Source organism: Labrenzia sp. ATLA3 (assembly GCF_057180185.1).
Genome location: NZ_JBXUKV010000002.1, coordinates 196,953 through 216,363 on the forward strand (window position 1 = coordinate 196,953; position 19,411 = coordinate 216,363).

Sequence of the window (19,411 nt, forward strand, 5' to 3'; positions counted from 1 at the left end):
CGAAATTAAGTGGGAGTTTGGGGCAAATGCACAAAGTCTTGGAAGATGTGACAAGAGAAATGAACCAACACGTATCACCGGTTGAACCTGTGGTTGAAGAAACCCACACTCATTCAAGTTACGGAGACCGGGAAAAAAGTACGGTCCAGACCTCTCAGGCGAACCATTTCGAACTCGTCCGGGTCATCGAGCGAATGTATCGCCGCTATCTGGATCGCTTGCGTGTCGACCTCATCCGGATTGGTGCGGACGACATCTCCCCCGCCCACGCCATGCTGCTGTTCACCATCGGCGACGACGATCTGTCGGTGCGAGACCTGATGGACCGGGGTCACTACCTCGGGTCGAACGCCTCCTACAGTCTCAAACAACTTGTCCAGTCCGGCTACGTCGACCGAACCGCCTCCGCAAGGGACAGGCGATCCGCCCGCATCCGGCTGACGGACAAGGGAAAGACGCTTTGCAGAGCCATCAAGGCTGCCGACGAGGTCAATCAGAACCAGATTGTCCAGTCCGATAAGGACCTGAGAGCTCTTGAGGAAACATTTGCCTTGCTGCGCAGGATGGAAGTCATCTGGGCGACGGACCTTCAACAATCCCCCTTGCGTCTGGACGGCTCCGGTTATTGAACGAAGGTTTGGCGCATGCATATCGTGTTCGTACACCGGCATGGACCCGGTCAGTTCGTTCATCTTGCGCGGCGCCTGATCGCCGATGGCTGGACCGCCACACTGATTTGCGAAACCCTGGACCGGCCGGTGCCCGGGTTGCGTGTGCTGCGCTATCAGAGCAGCCACCATCAGGCAGGTGACCCGAACGCGCGGACTTCGGTTCCCTACATTGAGGCAGGCCGCAAAGTTGCCGACATCCTTCAACGTCTGAGCCTGTCCGGGCGCATGCCCGACATCGTTATGGGACATATCGGTTGGGGTGGCATGATGTTCGTCAAGGATGCCTTGCCGGACGTGCCTGCGGTTGGATTTTGCGAATATTACTTCCAGCCCCAAGGCGGTGATGCCGGCTTTGCTCCCTCCGACGAGATGACGCTGCAGCAGCGCCAGACAATGAGGCTTCGCAATGCCATCCAGCTCTCCACGCTGGATCAGCTTGATGCCGGCATCAGCCCGACCGCCTGGCAGAAAAGCCGTTATCCCACCGAATATCAGTCAAAGATCATCGTTCAGCACGAAGGTATCGACACGACCCGTGCGCGGCCCGACCCAATGGCCGGGTTCCGTCTGCCGGACGGCAGGTACCTGAGCGCGGGCGACCCCGTGGTGACCTTCGCGGCGCGGGATCTCGAACCCTACCGCGGATTTCCGCAATTCATGCAAACCGCAGCTCAGGTTGCGCACGACTATCCGGATGCCACATTCGTCGTTGCCGGTGGCGATGGTGTCAGCTACGGGCGCGCGCCGTCTCGTGGCGACACGTGGCGCGCCCGACTTCTTCAGGAAACCGGCCTGCCGCCTGAGCGGATTCACTTTCTGGGCCAGATCCCGCACAGGGATCTCCTGCATCTGTTTCAAGTCTCGGCAGCCCATGTCTATCTGACCTACCCGTTCGTGCTGTCCTGGTCGTTTCTCGAGGCCATGGCGTGCGAGGCGCCGGTCATAGCGTCCAAAACCGCGCCGGTGCAGGAAGTGGTCCGCGACGGCGTCAATGGCAGACTGGTCGATTTCTGGGATACCGGAACCATCGCGGCGGAGGTTTGCGCGGCATTGCGAGCACCGGCAGAGCGGCAAGCCATGCGCGAGGCTGCCCGCCGCACCGTTGTTTCAAGATATGAACTGTCTGGCTGTGTCCTGCGTCTTCAGGCGCTGCTCAGCAAGCTTGCCAGTCGGCCGGCACAGCCACTCACGGCGCCTCCCGGGCCGAATACCGGCAGTCACACGCCAGGCCCGCACTGAAACCGCGTGTCAGGGCGGCCGCCCGCAACAGCACCCAAACGTAGAACCGCAGATCTTCGCCACCGTCCAAATGACGCCCTTCGGACGCCCTGCCGACGGCTGCTCATTTCTACAATCCCGAATGTGAGTGTGTTTGATCACCAGGTGGTCTCAAACCCGCGTTTCCGGCGCCTCCCACCATCGCCTGAAGACTCCCCTTGAATAAATACTATAGTCAAAAACAACAATATTAATATTGGCAATAAAATAGAGAAATAATAAATCCTGCTCTTCTATTTTATTCTACGAAATTAATCAATTTTTCGTCGATATGATTGATCATCACAGGAATTACAACTCAGGCAACACGGGGAATCTAAAGAGCTCCATGGCCTATACCTTGGTCACTTTTAACAGAACCAGGTTCTTTCTAACCAGGTTTCTGGTGGCTGCCGCGCTCCTGTTTGTCATTCTCCAGACCTCGTTTTTCATGTCGGAGAAGTCGCACTTCGAGGAGCGCCGGGCGTCGATACTGGCTGCATTGGAACGCTCGGAAACCATCATCCAATCCCAACTGTCCGCATTCGCGACGGATCTTCGCATTCTGTCACACGACGACCGGCTGCTCGACTTTGCCATCGGAAATGCGGACATGTACCAGCCGACCGCTCGGGATTTCATGACTTTTGTCGAAGAAAAGCCTTCCATCGCGCAACTCCGTATCATCAGCGGCGACGGCCAGGAAATCATTCGAGTTGAACGGAAAAACGGGCACCTGCTAGAGGTTCCGCAAGAAAGTCTGCAGAAAAAATCCAGCAGATACTATTTCACCGAGGCATTGAAGCTGAAGACGGGGCAAATCTATTTTTCCCCTATCGACCTGAACATTGAAAACGGCCAGATCGAAACGCCCTGGCGACCAGTTCTGCGTCTGGCGACGCCACTGCCGGCTGACGAAACTGGCAAGCGCAGTGTTCTCGTCATGAACATCAACGCGGAAAAATTGCTGAATGATGTGATCGATACGCAAGCCGTCACCGCGAGCCCCGTTCAACTGGCAAACATGGATGGTTACTGGCTGCGGGGAGCGCCTGAAGCAAAACTTTGGGGTTTCATGTTCGGACGGGAAACCCGTTTGAGCGTGGAAAATCCAAGGCTCTGGTCCAGGATCTCTCGGCACGGTGACGGCGAAGTTGAGCAAGACGGGGTCTATTACGTCTTTCGCACGATCTTTAAGGGAAGTTTTGCGCCGTCCCTGGCCGGGCATATATCGCCATCGTTCAGAAATGTATCTCTGGTCGCTTTCTCCAAGCTCCCGTCGCCGACAATCGCAGGCAGCTGGAATATCGCTTCGGCGATGCTTACGGCGGTGCTAACGGCCATCCTCGCTGCGATCTGCTTCAGCTGGGCACGGACTGCCGAAGCACGTCACCTGGCAATGCAAGACAAGGAGGCAGCGCAGTCGGAAATGGTGCGCCGGGAACGCCTGGCAAGCCTTGGAGGCCTTGTGGCCGGGATCGCCCACGAACTGAACACACCGATCGGAAGCGCCGTACTGATCGGCAGCACCCTCTCCAGCCGCGTTGCGGAATTTCTGGAGACCATCAAATCCGGCAAGATCCACCGGTCCGACTTACAGATGTTTGAAAATGATCTCGATTCCGGCATGGCAATTCTGTTGCGCAATCTCGAAAGAGCTGCCGATCTCATCGGTCACTTCAAGCAGGTGGCCATAGACCAGAGCAGTGAGCGGCTGCGGGAATTCGAACTCAGCAACTGTGTTCAGGATGTGCTGGCAAGCATCTCGCCGCAAATCCGTGGCAGGAAGATCGTCATTGTTCCGAAGATTGATCCAGGCCTTACCCTCGTTTCCTTTCCCGGCGCCTTGGCACAGGTGCTCATCAATCTCATTACGAATGCACAGATACATGCCTTTGACGAAGGCCAGTCAGGCCAGATCACGATTATCGGCAAGGCTGCCGGTCGTGACGAGATCGAACTTGTTGTAGCCGACAACGGGCGCGGCATACCCCAAGATTTGAAGCAACTGGTATTCGAACAGTTCTTCACCACCAAGCTCGCTTCCGGGGGCAACGGCCTGGGCTTGAGTATTGTTCGCAACATCGTTGAATCCATTCTGGGAGGGACTGTCTCAGCCTCCAATACACAGGGCGGTGGCGCGACGCTGACAATCCGTTTCCCGAGAGTCTCCCCATTTGGCGCGGCAGACCATGCACAGGAAAAAGACTATGTCGAACCTCAAAAAGCAGCCTGACAGCGTCCTGGTCGAAGTGGTGGAAGAGCGCTTGTCAGTCCGCTCAAGCCACACCGCAACGCCCTGGAAGATCCTCATTGTCGATGACGACAAGGACGTGCATGAGGCAACCCTCTACGCCTTGACGAACGAGACGTTTTTCGGCCGGCCAATCGAATTGCTACATGCCTATTCCGCAGCCGAAGCCCGCGCCAGAATGGGCGAGTTCGATAACATCGCCCTGGCAATCATAGATGTTGTCATGGAAAATCAGACAGCGGGCCTGGACCTGATCCACGACATGCGCAATGCCGGTCTTGAAGAGATGCGGATCATCCTGCGAACCGGGCAGCCTGGCGTGGCGCCCGAGCTTTCCGTCGTCGCCCGTTACGACATCGATGACTATCGCACCAAAACGGAGCTGAGCCGCAATCATCTGATCACTGTCGTTACCTCCTGCCTTCGCACCTACAGTCAATATCGCGCGATCAATTCAAGCCGCAAAGGCCTCGAAATGATCATCAAGAGCACCCAACAGCTGTTCAAGCCGACCAATCTGGAAATGTTTGCCTGGGGCATCCTGCTCCAGGTCGCCACGTTGGCAAAAACCAGCCCAAAGGGCTTCGTCTGCGCCTGGCAGACCGACAGTTCTGTGCTGGAAAGTGAGGTGCTCTGTGCCGCAGGCCCCTTCCTGCACTTTTCAGGCAGACGCGTCAGCGACGTCCTCGATCAGGCGATCCTCGATAATCTGAGCTCTCTTCACGACCAGGAGGGTCCCGTACTGTCCGGAAACCACCTGTTCCTTTCGATCAGCAACAGGTCGCGCCGGAAACTCGTCGCGGTGATCGAGCTTGACGGCCCGGTCACGGAAACCGACATGTCGCTGGTGAAACTCTACTGCGGCAACATCAAGATTGCCTTCGACAATATCTCGCTTGTCGAGCGTCTGGACGAACTGGCCTTTCTCGACACCACGCTTCAGGTTCCCAATCTGAACGCCTTCTACCGCTCCTTCGAGGCCTGCCTGAAACGGACGAAAACGCCATTGGGCCTGGGGTTGATCCAGATCGACCGCTTCGACGAATTGATTGCCGATCACGGTCTCCACCTGGCACTGGAATGCCTGCGCCAGATGCATGCGACGCTGTCACGGCTCAACGGGCTGGAAATCGTGGCCCGGGTTGGGGATGGCACGCTTGCCATTCTGGGGGATCCTGATCAGCTCTCCAGTGATGATCTCCAGAATTTTCTGCAACAAAGCTACATGATCGAGGGCGTTGAAATCGCCCCGCGGTGCCGGATGCTCTTCCGCAATCTCGACAAGAGCGAAACCCTTCCTCTCGAAATTCTCCGCGAAGCCGTGGCTGCCTTGCTTCATGAACGGGCTGCGGGCGTTGGCAAGGTCACCTACTACGATCAGAAGTTAAGGTCTGATATCGAACGGCAGAACAAACTGAAGAGTGCCTTGAAAAAAGCTGTCGAACAGCATGACGGCATCCTTGTCTACATGCAGCCCAAGATCGACCTTGAAAGCAAAGCCTGCATTGGCGCGGAAGCCCTTGTGCGCTGGCAGAATGGCGGTGAAATGATCATGCCGGGGGAATTCATCCCTATCTCGGAATCGATCGGCACAACAGCCGCCCTGACCGATATCGTCGTGCAGAAATCAGCCGAATGGTTCAAGGCGACGGTGCGCAAAGAGGGGGTCAAGATCTCGATCAATCTGTCCATGTACGACCTCAACCTGCCGGGATTTGCCAAAAGGCTTTTGCGAACCATCGAAAAGACGGGCCTACCTGCGGAAACCTTCGAGTTCGAGGTGACCGAGGGAATCGCCATGAAAAACCAGGGCACCGCGATATCGCAGCTCGAGATGTTGCGCGAGGCGGGCGGCACGATCGCGCTCGATGACTTCGGAACCGGATATTCCTCGCTGTCGCAGCTACAAGACCTGCCCGTTGATGTTCTGAAAATCGACCGCAGCTTTGTCGGCAATCTGACCATGGACAACGCCCGGCGCAGCATGGCGGCAATCATTTTGTCGACCACGAAGACGCTGGACCTGCAATGCGTCGCCGAAGGCATCGAAACACCCGAACAGGAACAGGCTCTGACACTTCTCGGTTGCACGATCGGGCAAGGATACCTTTATGGAAAGCCCTGCCCCATCGAGGTCTTTTCCTTCTGAAGATCGGGACAGGGAACCGCAACGGCGCAATCCGGGAAACGCCTTGGCGAACAGTTGACCGGGGGATCCGCACCAGCGACTCGCGTTCAATAAATCGTCAACTCGCCTGGCGCGGATTTCCATGCCCGGCAACGCGCGCGCTTGCGTTTTTTTCGGCCGTTCGCCCACCAGGCGAAACCGTGATTTGCGCCCGCGTGTCGTGGCGATAATGCCCCATGACGCAATTACGCTATTTTGCCTTTCGATCAGTCGCGATACTGCCGCCAGGAAACGGACCTCCGTTGCAGGCGCACGGACCGGAAGCAGAGCGATTGCGTTCCGGTCGATGGAAAAGGAATGAGACATGTCAGCATTTCCTGACAAGGCACAGATCGTCATCGTCGGCCTCGGCGGTATTGTCGGCGCGTCGATCGCCCATCACCTCATCGAACGCGGCTGGACCGACATTGTCGGCATCGACAAGTCCGGCATTCCAACCGATATCGGCTCGACAGCCCACGCCTCCGACTTCTGCTACACCACCAGCCACGACTATCTGTCCGTCTGGACCACCCAGTATTCCATCGATTTCTTCGACAAGATGGGCCACTACGCCCGCGTCGGCGGCCTGGAAGTCGCACGCACAGGCGACGATGCCTGGATGGAGGAAATCAAGCGCAAGGTGACCTCGGGCAAGGCTTTCGGCACCAATGTGCGCCTGGTGAGCCCGGCGGAGATCAAGGAAAAGTTCCCGCTGATCGAAGAGGACATGGTCCAGGGCGGCATGTGGGATCCGGATGCCGGCCTTGTCATTCCGCGCTCGCAGACCGTTGCCGGCAAGCTCGTGGATGAAGGCGAGAAAACCGGCAAGCTGAAAGCCTTCGCCAACACCCCGGCACAGTCCCTCATTGTTGAGGACGGCCACATCAAGGGTGTGAAGACCCATCGCGGCACGATCATGGCTGATCATGTCATCGTCTGCGCCGGCCTCTGGGGCCGCCTTATTGCGGAAATGGTCGGCGAAGACCTGCCGGTGATGCCGGTCGACCACCCGCTGACCTTCTTTGGCCCGTACAATGAATTCGAAGGCACCGGCAAGGACATCGGCTATCCGCTGATGCGCGACCAGGGCAACTCCGCCTACATGCGCGACACCGGCGACCCCAAGACGGCCGAAGGCGGCCAGATCGAATGGGGATATTACGAGCCGAACCATCCGCGCATGTGCCACCCGCGCGATCTTCTGGAAAAGGATCAGGCCCGTCTGTCTCCCTCCCAGCGCGATCTGGAAATGGAACAGGTCATGGAGCCTCTGGAACGCGCCATGGAACTGACGCCGATCCTGGGCGAAATCGGATATAACGAAAGCCATTCCTTCAACGGCCTGCTGCAGGTGTCGGCCGCTGGCGGCCCCTCCTGCGGGGAAAGCCAGAAGGTGCGTGGCCTGTGGTACTGCGTCGCCATCTGGGTCAAGGACGGACCGGGCTACGGCAAGCTGCTCGCCGACTGGATCACCGATGGCCGGACCGAAATCGACCACGCGTCCATCGATTATTCGCGCTTCTATTCTCACCAGCTCACCGAGAAATACATCGAGGACCGCTGCTACGAAGCCGCGCAGAAGATCTATTTCCCGGCGGTTCACCCGCGGGAGCCCTATTTGACGAGCCGCAGCGTGAAGCGGTCGCCGTTCTATGACCGTGAGGTTGAACTCGGCGGCTACTTCATGGAGCTGGGCGGCTGGGAGCGCGCGCATGGGTATGCCGCCAACGAGCACCTGCTGGAAAAATATGGCGACCAGGTTCCGGTCCGTGAAAACGAATGGGACAGCCGCCATTTCTGGCGTGTCTCCAACGCCGAACAGCTCGAACTCAGTGAAAACTGCGGCATCGTCAACCTGTCGCACTTCTACATGTTCGACGTCGAAGGCCCGGACCATGAGGCCCTGCTGGAATGGCTGTGTGCCGCGAAGATCGGCGGCGATGCCAACATCGGCAAGGGGATCTACACCCACTTCCTTGATGACGAAGGCAATGTGCGTGCCGACCTCACCGTCTTCCGCATGGCAGACCGCTGCCGCATCGTCGACGGTGCAGACGCCGGCCCGCGTGACTATCAGTATGTGAAACGCATCGCCGAGGACAAAGGCTTCGACGTCACGGTGACCGACGTCAGCGAGCAATACACCACCATCGGCATCTGGGGTCCGAACGCCCGCGAAAACCTGAAGAAGGTCGTTTCCGATCCGGCTGCGCTCGATCCGGAAAACTTCCCCTTCGCAGGTATCCGCCAGATCGAGATCGCCGGCAAATCCGTGATGGCTCTCCGCCTGTCCTACGTCGGTGAACAGGGCTGGGAACTGCACATGAAGTACGAAGACGGTCTGGCCGTCTGGGATGCGCTGCGCTCCACAGGTGTCATCGCGGTAGGCGTCGAAACCTATGCCAACTCGCGCCGCATGGAAAAATCCCTGCGCCTGCAGAACGCTGACCTCCTGACCCAGTACAACCTCTATGAGGCGGATCTCGCCCGTCCGAAGGTCAAGGAAGCAGACTTCCGCGGCAAGGCCAAGCACGTCGAATATCGGGAACGCGACAAGCAGCCGGCCATGCTCTGCACGCTGGTGATGCTTGAAAACACCGATGCAAACGGCGTCAAGCGCTACCCGGTCGGCGCCATGCCGGTTCAGGATCCGGACACGGGCAAGACGCTGGTCGATAGCCTGGGCCGTATTTCCTACACCACCTCGGTCGCCTTCGGCCCGACCATCGGCAAGAACATTGCGCTTGCCTACCTGCCGCAGGAATACTGCCAGGTCGGCCGCAAGCTGAATGTCGAGTATTTTTCGGAAACCTACCCGGTGGAAGTCGCCGGTGTCGGCTATCAGCCGCTCTACGACCCGGAAAACCTGAAGCCGCGGTCCTGATGAACAAGGCCCGTGACAGGCAAAGGCGTGTCACGGGCTGTCGTCAGATCACAAGAACAAGCAAAGCCCCATCTCACGCCCCCCCAAAGCGCCGCCAGGGCAAATTGCGTTTTATCGGACTCGTTTTTCGCTGCCTGAAATCAGAGATTTCACCGCAAAAAGCGATGCAGGATTTTCCGGTAAACGCGACACGCTCTTAGCGGCGCTTTTCCTATTGTGGCGAGTGCGGGAGCCTTAAGCGCTCCGCACGACAATTCCCTCGCTGACCCATCTGTCGAAGACGCCAAGCGCTGCCTCCGCAAAGGCCTGGTCATTGATGTGGGCTGACACCTCGCTCATATCGACACGGCCAGGAAAGACCGTCCTGACTTCGTCGATGAAGGCTTCAAGGCCCTCGGGATCATGCGCTTCCTCGCCTTCCCTGTCCCAGGCTTCGATACCGCCAAGCGGCAGCAGGAAATGGGTTGGCCCTGTGGCCGCTTCCAGCCGATCGGCAAGCGCGTTCGCCCATTGGCGGCGCTCTTGCGGATTGAAGACGGAACTCTTGATCAGACGATTGTGCTCGTGAAACGGCCTGTCGGTGTATTGCGCCGGGATTTCCTGCCAGCCTGCAAAGTCCACCAGATCAAGCGCGCCTGGCGCCACGATCTGGGGCGTGCCCTGCCTGCCTGCATTCTGCAGCCTGTCAGGCCCGCTGCTGACCAGTGACCCGGCCAGCAGGTTGCCGAATTCCTGCAGGCAGAAATCCATGACGCAGCAGAAGGCCCCTTCCCGCGCAAGGCTCTCGAAAGCCATGCCGCCCATGCCGGTGGAATGGAAGACGGCCACTTCGTAGCCGCGCCGTTCGAGCGCCGGTTTCAGCAGTTTCATATAGGAAAGACAACTGGAGCCGAGTGATGTCATGCCGATCAGCGGCTTTGAGCGATCCGGCATCTGCGCAGCCTTTGCCGCTCCCAGAACCGCGCCTGCGGCCTGCGCCAGCGACGACTTGCAGATTTCATTGAGGCCATAAAGGCCACCAGCCCACAAGATCATCTGGATATCGGGTGCCAGCCGCTCCGGCGGGATCAGCGACGAGAAGCTGACCGTGGAGACGATGAATTTCGGCACGCCCATGGGCAGCGCTTGCGCGCAATCGAGCGCCAGATCCGTTCCCATGGTTCCGCCGAGCGCAATCATGCCGTCAATGCGGCCCTGCGCATAAAGGTCAGCAACCAGTTTTGCCGCCCCCCGCGCCATCACCTGAAAAGCCTTGTTCTCATCGCCTTGCCCGAACACGTCCTCGATGGACATGCCGCCCGCCTCGGCAACCTCATGCTTGGAAATGCCGGTCGGCCTGGCCGGATTGCCCAGCACGCTGACATCCATCGTCAGCACCTCGCCGCCCTGATCTCGAATGGTCTGCTCGATGAACTCCAGTTCGGCATTCTTGGTGTCGTAGGTCCCGATGGACAGGATCGTTTTGGTCATGTCTATCCTCAGAGCTGGATCCAGGCGGTTTTCAGGTCGACATACTTGTCGAGTGCGTGCAGCGACTTGTCATGCCCATTGCCGGACTGCTTCATGCCGCCAAGCGGGACGGTCATATCCGAACCGCCATAGGTGTTCACATGAATGACGCCGGACCGGACACCGGCAATCATCCGGTGCGCCCGGCCGAGATCGGATGACCAGACACCTGCAGCAAGACCGTATTCGGTGCCGTTGGCGATCCGGATCGCGTCTTCCTCGTCCTTGAAGGCAGTTACAGCCAGCACGGGCCCGAACACTTCCTTCTGCGCAATCGTGTCTTGCGGTTTGACGCCGGTCACGACGGTGGGAGCCATGTAGTAGCCGCCGGTCTCCGTCAGGATGCGTGCGCCGCCTGTGCGGCGCTCCGCGCCTTCGGTTTCCGCGGTTTCCACGAATTTCAGATCGGCTTCCAGCTGGGGCAGCGAATGCACAGCGCCGATCTGGCTGGAAAGGTCCAGCGGATCGCCTACCTTGAAAGCGTCCGCCTCCCGGCAGATCGCGGCAACGAAATCATCATGGATTTCCTCCTGCACCAGAAGGCGCGACCCGGCGACACACACCTGCCCGGAATTGCGAAAAATCCCCGCTGCGGACACCTTGGCGGCTTTCGCCAGATCAGGCGCATCGTTGAAGACGATGTTGGGGGACTTGCCACCCAGTTCCAGATAGCAGCGTTTCAGGTTGGATCTGGCGGAATATTCCAGAAGCCGGCGCCCGGTCGCGCCGGACCCGGTAAAGACCAGAATATCGACATCCATCGACAGGGCCAAAGCCTCGCCGACAACCGCACCCGGTCCGGTCACGACGTTGAAGACGCCGTCCGGAACCCCTGCCTCAGACGCCAGTTCGGCAATCCTGAGCAGGCTGAGCGAGGCTGTTTCCGCCGGCTTCAGCACGATGGAATTTCCCATGGCGAGCGCCGGGGCAATCTTCCAGGCTCCGATCATCAGCGGAAAATTCCACGGAACGATAGCCCCAACCACTCCGACAGGCGCCCGGTGGATGAGCCCCAGCACATTGTCCGCAGTCGGCGCGATCTCGCCATAGATCTTGTCGAGCGCTTCGGCGTAATAGCGGAACGTTCCGGCCGCGGACAAAGCCTCGGCCTTGAAGGCCATGTTAATCTCGGTGCCGTTGTCGCGCACGCCGAGAACGGCAAGCTCAAGTGCTTTCGCCTCGATCAGGTCGGCCAGCTTCAGCAGAACCTTCTTGCGATGGGCCGGGTGGGCTTTTGACCAGCGGCCATCCTCGAACGCCTTGCGCGCGCCCTCAACGGCAAGTGCCACATCGGCGGGTGTTCCGCTTGCGATCTTCGTCAGCGGCTTTCCGTCGATGGGAGAAAGTACCTCCAGCGTTGCCCCGTCCCGGGACGCGGCAAAGGCACCGTTTATGAAATGCCCCTGCTCGGCAACGGGTTGGTTGCGCAAGGCATCGATTGCGGCCTGATCAAGCATCATGAATGTTACCCTTGCTGGGTTGAGGTTTCGGAGGTGTCCTCTTCACGTTCCAGCCGCACCTTGTGTTCGCGTATGACCGTGCGCACGTGCAGGACGAGAATGAGAATGATGGCGATGAAGAGGATGGCGGCGATCGGCCGGTCGATGAAGTCGAGCGGCGAATGCACCCGCGCCATGGCGCTGCGAAGCTTCACTTCCATGATGCCGCCAAGCACCATGCCCAGGATGATCGGCACGATGGGCAGGTTGAGCCGCTTCAGCACCAGACCGAAGACGCCGAAACCGGCGGCAATCGCGCAGTCGGTCACCGAGTTGCGCAGCGAGAAGACGCCGACGAAGGACAGCGTCATGATCATCACGCCCAGGAACCGCGTCGGGATCTGAATGATCTTGAGCAGCAGCCCCGTAGAGGACAGGAGGAAGATCAGAACAATGATGTTCAGAAGGAACAGTGCGAGATAAAGCGCGACCACAAAGTCGAGCTTCCCTTGAAACAACTGTGGTCCGGGGATGACATTATGGACATAGAACACGGACAGCATCATGGCCGTCAGCGCTTCTCCCGGAATGCCGAGCGCAAGCAGCGGGATCATCGCCGCACCGGGCACCGCGTTGTTGGCAGCCTCCGATGCGATCAGACCCTCCGGCGAGCCTTTGCCAAACAGGTCCGGATCCTTGGAGGTCTTCTGGGCATAGGTATAGGACAGGAACTGGGCCGTAAATTCACCCACGCCCGGGATCATGCCCATGAGCACGCCAAAGCTTGACGAAACGGTTGCCACCCGCTTGAACGCGAACAGCTCCTTGAGCCCGGAAAAGAGATTGCCGTCGACCTTGGCAGATCCGGGTTGATGCTCCTTGTCGACCAGCAGCAGCAATGCCTGCGAGATCGCAAAGAGACCGAGCACCACCACGATGAGATCGACCCCCGAGGTCAGCCAACTCTGGTCGAATGTGAAACGCTTGGTGTATTTGGCAGGCTCCAGCCCGATCGTGTTCAGGAAGATGCCGAAACAGGCCAGCATGCCGGCAGCAAAGACCTGCCCCCGGTGCGCCACCACCACCAGGATGATACCCATCAGGGCAGCCAGGAAGATCTCGCGGCTGCCGAAATGCGGTGCGATCATCGCCAGAACCGGCGAAAGCACGATCAGGCACAGGATCGAAAACATGCCGCCGAAAAAGGACGCCGAATAGGCAAGCGACAGCGCCCGGTGCCCCTGCCCCTTCTTGGTCATGGGGTAGCCGTCATAGGTGGTCAACGCGTTGACCGCCGTTCCCGGTGTGTTGATCAGTACCGCCGGAATGGCACCGCCATACATGGAAGAGCCATAGACGCCGAGCAGCAGCGTCAACCCGACGATCGGCTCGAAGGAAAAGGTCGCCGGCAGCAGGATCGCGATGGCAACCGCCGCCCCGACACCGGGAATCGCGCCAATGATGACACCACCGATAGAGCCGATCAGCAGAGCGGCAAGAACGTCCCAATGAGCAAGCATGGACAGGCTGGAGAGGATCAGTTCCATTCTTGCCTCACAGATAGGTCAGGGCAAAGGCGCGGATGCCGTCAGGCAGCGCCTCGTAGATATGACCGGCGGGAACCTTGACCTGCAAGAAGGCCCGGAAGATCACCACCACCGAAATACTGAAAACAACCGCCGCGCCCAGATTGAGAGGTGTCGCCTCGCCGATCCGCACACACAGGAACAAGGTGAAGGCAAGCGTTGCTGGCAGATAGCCTATTTGCGGCACCAGGAGCACGTAGATCAGGAAATAGGCCACGAACTCGAACGACTTCAGCCAGAAGCCGACTTCGCGCCATCGCCCCGGAATGCGCTGGGAACAGAGCGACCCGATGAAATGCAGACTGGCAAACAACACCATGCCGCCGATGGCAACGGTCGGCCAGAACCTTGGTTGAGCGAACCATTTGGTGCGCTTGGCCCAGACGGTTTCGCCGGGAACCTGCGTCAGAAGAAACACGGAAAATACCAGAAACAGGGTCGCAAACACGATGTCGCCTGGACGGCGGTATCGTTTGAACAATTCCTGCAACGTCTTGATGCGGGCCAAGCCGAACCCTCCCTGGAAGCTGAAGGCAACCGGCCGGCACAAACAGTGCCGGCCGGAAAGATCGCTTTACTGTTCGATCAGCTCGGAGATCTTCTGGAGAGCCGCGGCATCCGCCTCGATCTGCTGCTCGGACTGAACCGGATCCTGCCAGTAGATCAGCACACCGGTCTGACCGATCAATTCAAGCGCTTTTGGCGACTTGAGCGCAGCCTGCGCGGCTGCGGATATCTTGATCCGCGCGTCTTCCGGAACGTCCTTGCGTACGAACAACCCATTCCACAAAGCCACCGATAGCTCCGGATTGATTTCCTCCATGGTCGGCACATTCGGTGTCAGGGATGTACGTTCCTTGCCGATGCTGGCCAGGATCTTCACGTCCCCCAGGCACGGCTGGATCTGCTGCAGCGTCGTGTTGATGACGTCGACATCTCCGGAGGCCAGCGTATTGCAGTTCAATTCGTCAAAGGCCGCTTCGCTGGCAAAGTCGAAGCCGGAGGTCTTGGCGGCTGCAAAGGTGATCTGGGTGGGCGGCAGGAAGGAGCCGAAATGACCGAGGGCAACCTCATTTTCCTTGGCATAGTCAGCCAGTTCGGCCCAGGTGCTGTAAGGCGCGTCGGCACCGGCTGCGATCACGAACGGATAGGTCATGAAAATGCCGATCGGCTCGAACGGGTTCGGTGAAAGCTCGGGAATGCCAATCTGCGGACCGCCAACCGGTACGTCGGTGACGAAGGAGCCGACTGTATAGCCGTCAGCCGGAGCCGTTGCGACTTCAACCGCACCGGGGAACGGGCCACCGCCGCCGCCCGGCTTGTTCACCACTGCAGCCGGCACGCCGTACATTTCCTGAAACTTGTCCGCGATCAGGCGCGTAAGGACATCTTCCAGGTCTCCCGGAGGCCATGGCACGATGAACGACACGGGCTTTTCCGGATATTCGGCCAGAGCGGCCGTTGCCGACATCAATGTCGCGGCCGCCAGGGCGATCACTTGCTTCTTCATTTCAACAGTCCCTTTTCTGGTCAGGTGACAGCCGGACTTTGCACCGGTCTTGGTCATTTTTTATTTGCTTTGTTAATTATTGTGATCTTAAATAATTAGATGTCAACCTTCAATCGAAGCGCTGACGCTTTTGCTTACCCCGCGAACTGGTTCAAATATCAAACCGTCGGTTTAAAAATATATTGTTTCAAATGAAACTACATGTCAACATTGTCTCGTCGAATGCCGGAGGTTCAATCCGGCACCTTCGGGAAAGGAACTGCTGAAGCATGGGCACGATCACAAAAGCGCTGAGCCTGCTGAACCACTTTTCGGCTAGCCGCTCGGAAATCGGCCTGACCGAATTCCGCAACCTGTCGGGCCAGGACAAGGCAACCGTGCACCGGCACCTGAGCGAACTGACGGCGAACGGTTTTCTGGAGCAGAACCCCGGCACCAAAGGCTACCGCCTCGGCCCCGCCATCCTGCGCCTGGCCGCTGTCCGCGAACGCCTGTTTCCGGCACGCCGGCTGGTCGCACCGCTGGTGGAAAAGCTGGCAGGGGAGCTGGGAGAGCTGGTGCATGTTTCGTTGAGAGAAGGCGACCACCTGTCGCCGCTCTACCATTTCGACGCGCTCATTCACGGCACGCGGGTCTATTTCGACGAAGCCGAACTGCTGCCTCTCCACGCCACCGCTTCAGGTCTTGCCATGCTGGCCTTTGGCCCGACAGATCTGCTGCCGAAACTCCTGAAGACAAAACTCAAGCCCTCCACCGGCTACACCATTACCGACAGCGAGCTGCTGAAACAGATGGTCGACCAGGTTCGAAACGACGGCATTGCCTTTGTCGATCAGGGTTTTGAAGAACACGTTTCTTCCTTCGCTTCCCCGGTCTTCGGCGACTTGCCAGAAGCCATCGGCACCATTGCGGTTGCCGCTCCCTCCGTCCGCATGACCGAAGAATTGAAAGCAAAGATCCGCGCCACCCTGCCACTCGCGGCATCGGAAGTGACGGAAAAGCTCGGCGGTGTTGTCCCGGTCGATTTGAGAAGGATCTGGCGCAATGCCGCATGACACCAAAGCTCTGGTGCTCGATTTCGGCGGGGTTGTCACCCGCACGCTGTTCGAGACCCACGACCTGACCGAACAAGCCCTCGGGCTTGCCCCTGGCACACTCACCTGGCGTGGTCCGTTCGCGCCGGAAACGGACAGTCTCTGGCAGGCCATGCAGCGGGACGAAATTTCCGAGCGTGACTATTGGCACCGGCGCACACGGGAAATTGCCGATCTGACCGGAAACGATTGGACGGAAATGGCTCAATTCGTGAAGGCTGCGCGCGGCGCTGATCCGGATGCCGTCATGCGGCCGGAAGCGCTCGCCGCCATCCGCCTCGCCAAACAGGCGGGCTGCAAGCTTGCCGTCCTGTCCAATGAGCTGGACCTCTTCTACGGCGCGGACTTCAGAAAGAAACTCGCCTTTCTGGACGACTTCGACGTCATCATTGACGCCACCTACACCAAAATCCTGAAACCAGACCCGCGCGCCTACAAGCTGTGCCTGGATGAACTCGGCCTGCCCGCGTCCGCCTGCGTCTTCGTCGACGATCAGTTGCGCAATATTCGCGGTGCAGAGGCAGCCGGCCTCCAGACGGTCCACTTCAACGTTCTTTCCCCCCGATCCTCATATGACCAGGCGCTATCACTGCTCGGCCTGACCAAATTACCCAAGGAGACATGACATGAAGGATTCCAACTTCCTGAAGGAAAACAACGCCCGCCATGTCTGGCATCCGATGGCGCACCCAGCGGACAGCCAGAACAACCTGCCGACAATCGTGACCGGCGGCCGCGACGTTTTCATCAACGATGTTGACGGTCACGAAGTCCTCGATGCCGTCGGCGGGCTGTGGAACGTCAACCTGGGCTATTCCTGCGAACCGGTGAAACAGGCCATTGCCGACCAGTTGAACGCCCTGCCCTATTATTCGATCTTCCGCGGCACTTCGAACGACAAGGTGATCGAACTCTCCTACGAACTGGCCGATTTCTTCGCCCCGGATGGGCTGACACGCGCCTTCTTCACGTCCGGCGGATCGGATTCAGTCGAAGTTGCCCTCAAGCTTGCCCGCCAGTATCACCGCATTCGCGGCGAAGCCGGTCGCACCAAGTTCCTCAGCCTGAAGAAAGGCTATCACGGCACCCACTTCGGCGGCGCCAGCGTCAACGGCAACGGCAAGTTCCGCAATGCCTATGAGCCGCTGCTGCCGGGCTGCTTCCACATTCCCGCGCCTTACACCTACCGCAATCCGTTCAATGAGAGCGATCCGGCCAAGCTCGCCCAGCTTTGCGCCTCCGCCCTTGAAGACGAGATCGCCTTCCAGGGCGCCGGCACCATTGCCGCCTTCATCATGGAACCCGTGCTCGGCGCCGGTGGCGTCATGCCGCCGCACCCGAGCTTCATGCCGATGGTGCGCGAGATCTGCGACCGCAACGGCATTCTGCTGATCTCCGATGAGGTCATCACCGCCTTCGGCCGCACCGGCAGCGAAAGCGGCGCGCGTCACTGGGGCGTTCAGCCGGACTTCATGTGCACGGCAAAAGCCATCACCAATGGTTACTTTCCGTTCGGCGCGGTGATGATCGCCGGCCATGTGGCAGAAGTCTTCGAAGAGGACACCAGTGGCATCGCTTCCATCGACACCGGCTACACCTACTCCGGCCACCCTGTCGGTGCCGCTGCCGCCTTGGCCGCCCTTGCTGAAATCCGCCGCCTGAAAGTGCATGAAAACGCCGCTGCGCGCGGCAAGGAACTGCTTGGAGGCCTGAAGGGCCTGCAGGAACGCTTCGAGCTGATCGGCGATGTGCGCGGCGAAGGCCTGATGTGCGCCATCGAACTCGTCTCCGACCGTGCCAGCAAGAAGCCTTGCGCGAAGGACGTGCCGATGAAACTCCAGCAGGCCGCCTATGCGGACGGCGTCATGATCCGCGTCTCGGGCAACAACGCCATCTTCTCGCCGCCGCTGATCGTAACCGAGGACAATGTGCAGAAGATCCTTTCGGGTGTCGAAACCGGCCTGAAGGCGGTTTCCGGCTAATTGTCGCAGAGGCGTCCTCAAACGTCACTGTGACGGGCCCGTCATTGTCACTCGCAGTCCAGAACCCGGAGCCTATGCGCTCCGGGTGCCAGGCAGCGATGCGGCCGGCCTTCAAAGCTTCTGGAAATCCTCCAGAATGTCCAGCAGTTGGGCCAGCTTCTCCTTGCCGATCACCTCTTCGATACGGGCTGCAATGGCCTTGGCGTCCTGAAGCTTGTCATCAATGATCGCCTGCCCCGCCGGTGTAATCGCGACCGTCTGCTTGCGCCGGTCCTTCTCGTCCACCTGACGGGTCACAAATCCTTTTTCCAGAAGTGTCTGAACGATTCTCGTCTGACTGGGCAGCAGCAGGCAGGCGCGCTCCGCCAGGGTTGAAGCATCCTGGGGTCCAAACTCTTCCAGCACCCGCAAGATGCGCCACTGCTGCTCGGTGATGCCGCAGTCGGAGAGCATTTCCCGGATCGGCCCCATGACCTTTTCCCGCGCCCGGATCAGCGCAATCGGGATGGAGCGTCTTGTGGACGGCAGCACCGGGCTGCCTGCGATTTCAGTGTCGTCGATCATGCAAGGTCCATAGCGAATTGGCAGATTGTTGGACACAAAAAGTTTGACAGTTTCCATCTCATATATTTAACATAACAAATATTGCACTGTTAAGGAAATCCCATGCCGCACATATCGCTGGAATATTCCGCCAACCTGGACCAGCGGGCAGACATCCAGGGCTTGTGTGAGCATCTGCGCGCCCAGGCGGCCGCTATAGAAGCCTTGCCGATGCCCGGCCTGCGCGTGCGGGCCATTCGGTGCGACCACTATTCAATTGCCGATGGCGACCCGAAACATGCCTTCATCGACATTTCCGTGCGTCTGCGCGGCGGGCGGTCGGACGACGTCAAGCGCGAAGCAGCCGAGCGCCTGTTCGATGCGGCAAAGGCATTTCTGGAACCTGTCCTGACAAGCAGTTCGCTCGCGCTATCGCTCGAGATGCGCGACATCGACCCGGACCTTTCGCCCAAGACGGGCACCATTCGCGACCATTTGGGGACTGCCTGATC

Annotated in this window: 15 protein-coding genes; 9 read left to right on the forward strand and 6 right to left on the reverse strand. The window is 59.0% G+C overall.

Annotated elements, in window-relative coordinates; all coding sequences use genetic code 11:
- The first annotated feature begins 59 nt into the window (after nucleotides 1–59).
- From AC2A6O_RS05395 to AC2A6O_RS05415, 5 genes are all read left to right on the forward strand, one after another.
- Nucleotides 60–629 carry a MarR family winged helix-turn-helix transcriptional regulator gene (locus AC2A6O_RS05395; protein ID WP_498926051.1) on the forward strand — a complete coding sequence of 190 codons (570 nt, stop codon included), beginning with the start codon at nucleotides 60–62 and terminating at the stop codon, nucleotides 627–629.
- A gap of 15 nt (nucleotides 630–644) precedes the next feature.
- Entirely contained in the window at nucleotides 645–1,910 is a 1,266-nt protein-coding gene (locus AC2A6O_RS05400; RefSeq protein ID WP_498926052.1) for a glycosyltransferase, read from the forward strand.
- A gap of 367 nt (nucleotides 1,911–2,277) precedes the next feature.
- Entirely contained in the window at nucleotides 2,278–4,164 is a 1,887-nt protein-coding gene (locus AC2A6O_RS05405; RefSeq protein WP_498926054.1) for a sensor histidine kinase, read from the forward strand.
- Nucleotides 4,139–6,331 (forward strand): GGDEF/EAL domain-containing response regulator, encoded by a 2,193-nt coding sequence (locus AC2A6O_RS05410; RefSeq protein ID WP_498926055.1) that lies wholly within the window; start codon nucleotides 4,139–4,141, stop codon nucleotides 6,329–6,331. The genes AC2A6O_RS05405 and AC2A6O_RS05410 overlap by 26 nt, the downstream gene beginning before the upstream one ends.
- Before the next feature lie 343 nt (nucleotides 6,332–6,674).
- Complete coding sequence (locus tag AC2A6O_RS05415) at nucleotides 6,675–9,236, forward strand: GcvT family protein (RefSeq protein ID WP_498926056.1); 2,562 nt, start codon at nucleotides 6,675–6,677, stop codon at nucleotides 9,234–9,236.
- A gap of 234 nt (nucleotides 9,237–9,470) precedes the next feature.
- Here AC2A6O_RS05415 and AC2A6O_RS05420 read toward each other — a convergent pair whose 3' ends face one another.
- The 5 genes from AC2A6O_RS05420 to AC2A6O_RS05440 form a co-directional block, all read right to left on the reverse strand.
- Complete coding sequence (locus AC2A6O_RS05420) at nucleotides 9,471–10,706, reverse strand: Tm-1-like ATP-binding domain-containing protein (RefSeq protein ID WP_498926057.1); 1,236 nt, start codon at nucleotides 10,704–10,706, stop codon at nucleotides 9,471–9,473.
- An 8-nt stretch (nucleotides 10,707–10,714) separates the two neighbouring features.
- Nucleotides 10,715–12,202, reverse strand: coding sequence for an aldehyde dehydrogenase (locus tag AC2A6O_RS05425; RefSeq protein ID WP_498926368.1), 1,488 nt, complete (start codon nucleotides 12,200–12,202; stop codon nucleotides 10,715–10,717).
- An 8-nt stretch (nucleotides 12,203–12,210) separates the two neighbouring features.
- Nucleotides 12,211–13,731, reverse strand: coding sequence for a tripartite tricarboxylate transporter permease (locus AC2A6O_RS05430; RefSeq protein WP_498926058.1), 1,521 nt, complete (start codon nucleotides 13,729–13,731; stop codon nucleotides 12,211–12,213).
- Between the two features lie 7 nt (nucleotides 13,732–13,738).
- A complete protein-coding gene (locus AC2A6O_RS05435; protein WP_162854988.1) occupies nucleotides 13,739–14,278 on the reverse strand; it encodes a tripartite tricarboxylate transporter TctB family protein in 540 nt (179 codons plus the stop codon).
- Nucleotides 14,279–14,344: 66 nt separating this feature from the next.
- Nucleotides 14,345–15,337 carry a tripartite tricarboxylate transporter substrate binding protein gene (locus AC2A6O_RS05440; protein WP_498926059.1) on the reverse strand — a complete coding sequence of 331 codons (993 nt, stop codon included), beginning with the start codon at nucleotides 15,335–15,337 and terminating at the stop codon, nucleotides 14,345–14,347.
- 212 nt (nucleotides 15,338–15,549) lie between these two features.
- Between AC2A6O_RS05440 and AC2A6O_RS05445 the strand changes: the two genes are divergently transcribed.
- Genes AC2A6O_RS05445 through AC2A6O_RS05455 form a run of 3 tightly spaced genes read left to right on the forward strand, consistent with a single transcriptional unit; the run spans nucleotide 15,550 to nucleotide 18,356 of the window.
- Nucleotides 15,550–16,335 (forward strand): IclR family transcriptional regulator, encoded by a 786-nt coding sequence (locus AC2A6O_RS05445; protein WP_498926060.1) that lies wholly within the window; start codon nucleotides 15,550–15,552, stop codon nucleotides 16,333–16,335.
- Complete coding sequence (locus tag AC2A6O_RS05450) at nucleotides 16,325–16,999, forward strand: HAD-IA family hydrolase (protein ID WP_498926061.1); 675 nt, start codon at nucleotides 16,325–16,327, stop codon at nucleotides 16,997–16,999. The genes AC2A6O_RS05445 and AC2A6O_RS05450 overlap by 11 nt, the downstream gene beginning before the upstream one ends.
- 1 nt (nucleotide 17,000) lies before the next feature.
- A complete protein-coding gene (locus AC2A6O_RS05455) occupies nucleotides 17,001–18,356 on the forward strand; it encodes an aminotransferase class III-fold pyridoxal phosphate-dependent enzyme (protein ID WP_498926062.1) in 1,356 nt (451 codons plus the stop codon).
- Nucleotides 18,357–18,467: 111 nt separating this feature from the next.
- Here AC2A6O_RS05455 and hpaR read toward each other — a convergent pair whose 3' ends face one another.
- Entirely contained in the window at nucleotides 18,468–18,920 is a 453-nt protein-coding gene (gene hpaR / locus AC2A6O_RS05460; protein ID WP_498926063.1) for a homoprotocatechuate degradation operon regulator HpaR, read from the reverse strand.
- Nucleotides 18,921–19,022: 102 nt separating this feature from the next.
- On the opposite strand from hpaR, the gene AC2A6O_RS05465 reads away from it, so the two are divergent.
- On the forward strand, nucleotides 19,023–19,409 hold the full coding sequence (locus AC2A6O_RS05465) for a 5-carboxymethyl-2-hydroxymuconate Delta-isomerase (RefSeq protein ID WP_148582696.1): 387 nt from the start codon (nucleotides 19,023–19,025) through the stop codon (nucleotides 19,407–19,409).
- Nucleotides 19,410–19,411: the final 2 nt, after the last annotated feature.

Excerpts from the sequence above, each read along its gene's own strand:
- AC2A6O_RS05395 (WP_498926051.1), top strand. The coding sequence starts at position 60 with ATGAACCAACACGTATCACCGGTTGAACCTGTGGTTGAAGAAACCCAC.
- AC2A6O_RS05400 (WP_498926052.1), top strand. The coding sequence starts at position 645 with ATGCATATCGTGTTCGTACACCGGCATGGACCCGGTCAGTTCGTTCAT.
- AC2A6O_RS05405 (WP_498926054.1), top strand. The coding sequence starts at position 2,278 with ATGGCCTATACCTTGGTCACTTTTAACAGAACCAGGTTCTTTCTAACC.
- AC2A6O_RS05410 (WP_498926055.1), top strand. The coding sequence starts at position 4,139 with ATGTCGAACCTCAAAAAGCAGCCTGACAGCGTCCTGGTCGAAGTGGTG.
- AC2A6O_RS05415 (WP_498926056.1), top strand. The coding sequence starts at position 6,675 with ATGTCAGCATTTCCTGACAAGGCACAGATCGTCATCGTCGGCCTCGGC.
- AC2A6O_RS05420 (WP_498926057.1), bottom strand. The coding sequence starts at position 10,706 with ATGACCAAAACGATCCTGTCCATCGGGACCTACGACACCAAGAATGCC.
- AC2A6O_RS05425 (WP_498926368.1), bottom strand. The coding sequence starts at position 12,202 with ATGCTTGATCAGGCCGCAATCGATGCCTTGCGCAACCAACCCGTTGCC.
- AC2A6O_RS05430 (WP_498926058.1), bottom strand. The coding sequence starts at position 13,731 with ATGGAACTGATCCTCTCCAGCCTGTCCATGCTTGCTCATTGGGACGTT.
- AC2A6O_RS05440 (WP_498926059.1), bottom strand. The coding sequence starts at position 15,337 with ATGACCAAGACCGGTGCAAAGTCCGGCTGTCACCTGACCAGAAAAGGG.
- AC2A6O_RS05445 (WP_498926060.1), top strand. The coding sequence starts at position 15,550 with ATGGGCACGATCACAAAAGCGCTGAGCCTGCTGAACCACTTTTCGGCT.
- AC2A6O_RS05450 (WP_498926061.1), top strand. The coding sequence starts at position 16,325 with ATGCCGCATGACACCAAAGCTCTGGTGCTCGATTTCGGCGGGGTTGTC.
- AC2A6O_RS05455 (WP_498926062.1), top strand. The coding sequence starts at position 17,001 with ATGAAGGATTCCAACTTCCTGAAGGAAAACAACGCCCGCCATGTCTGG.
- hpaR (WP_498926063.1), bottom strand. The coding sequence starts at position 18,920 with ATGATCGACGACACTGAAATCGCAGGCAGCCCGGTGCTGCCGTCCACA.
- AC2A6O_RS05465 (WP_148582696.1), top strand. The coding sequence starts at position 19,023 with ATGCCGCACATATCGCTGGAATATTCCGCCAACCTGGACCAGCGGGCA.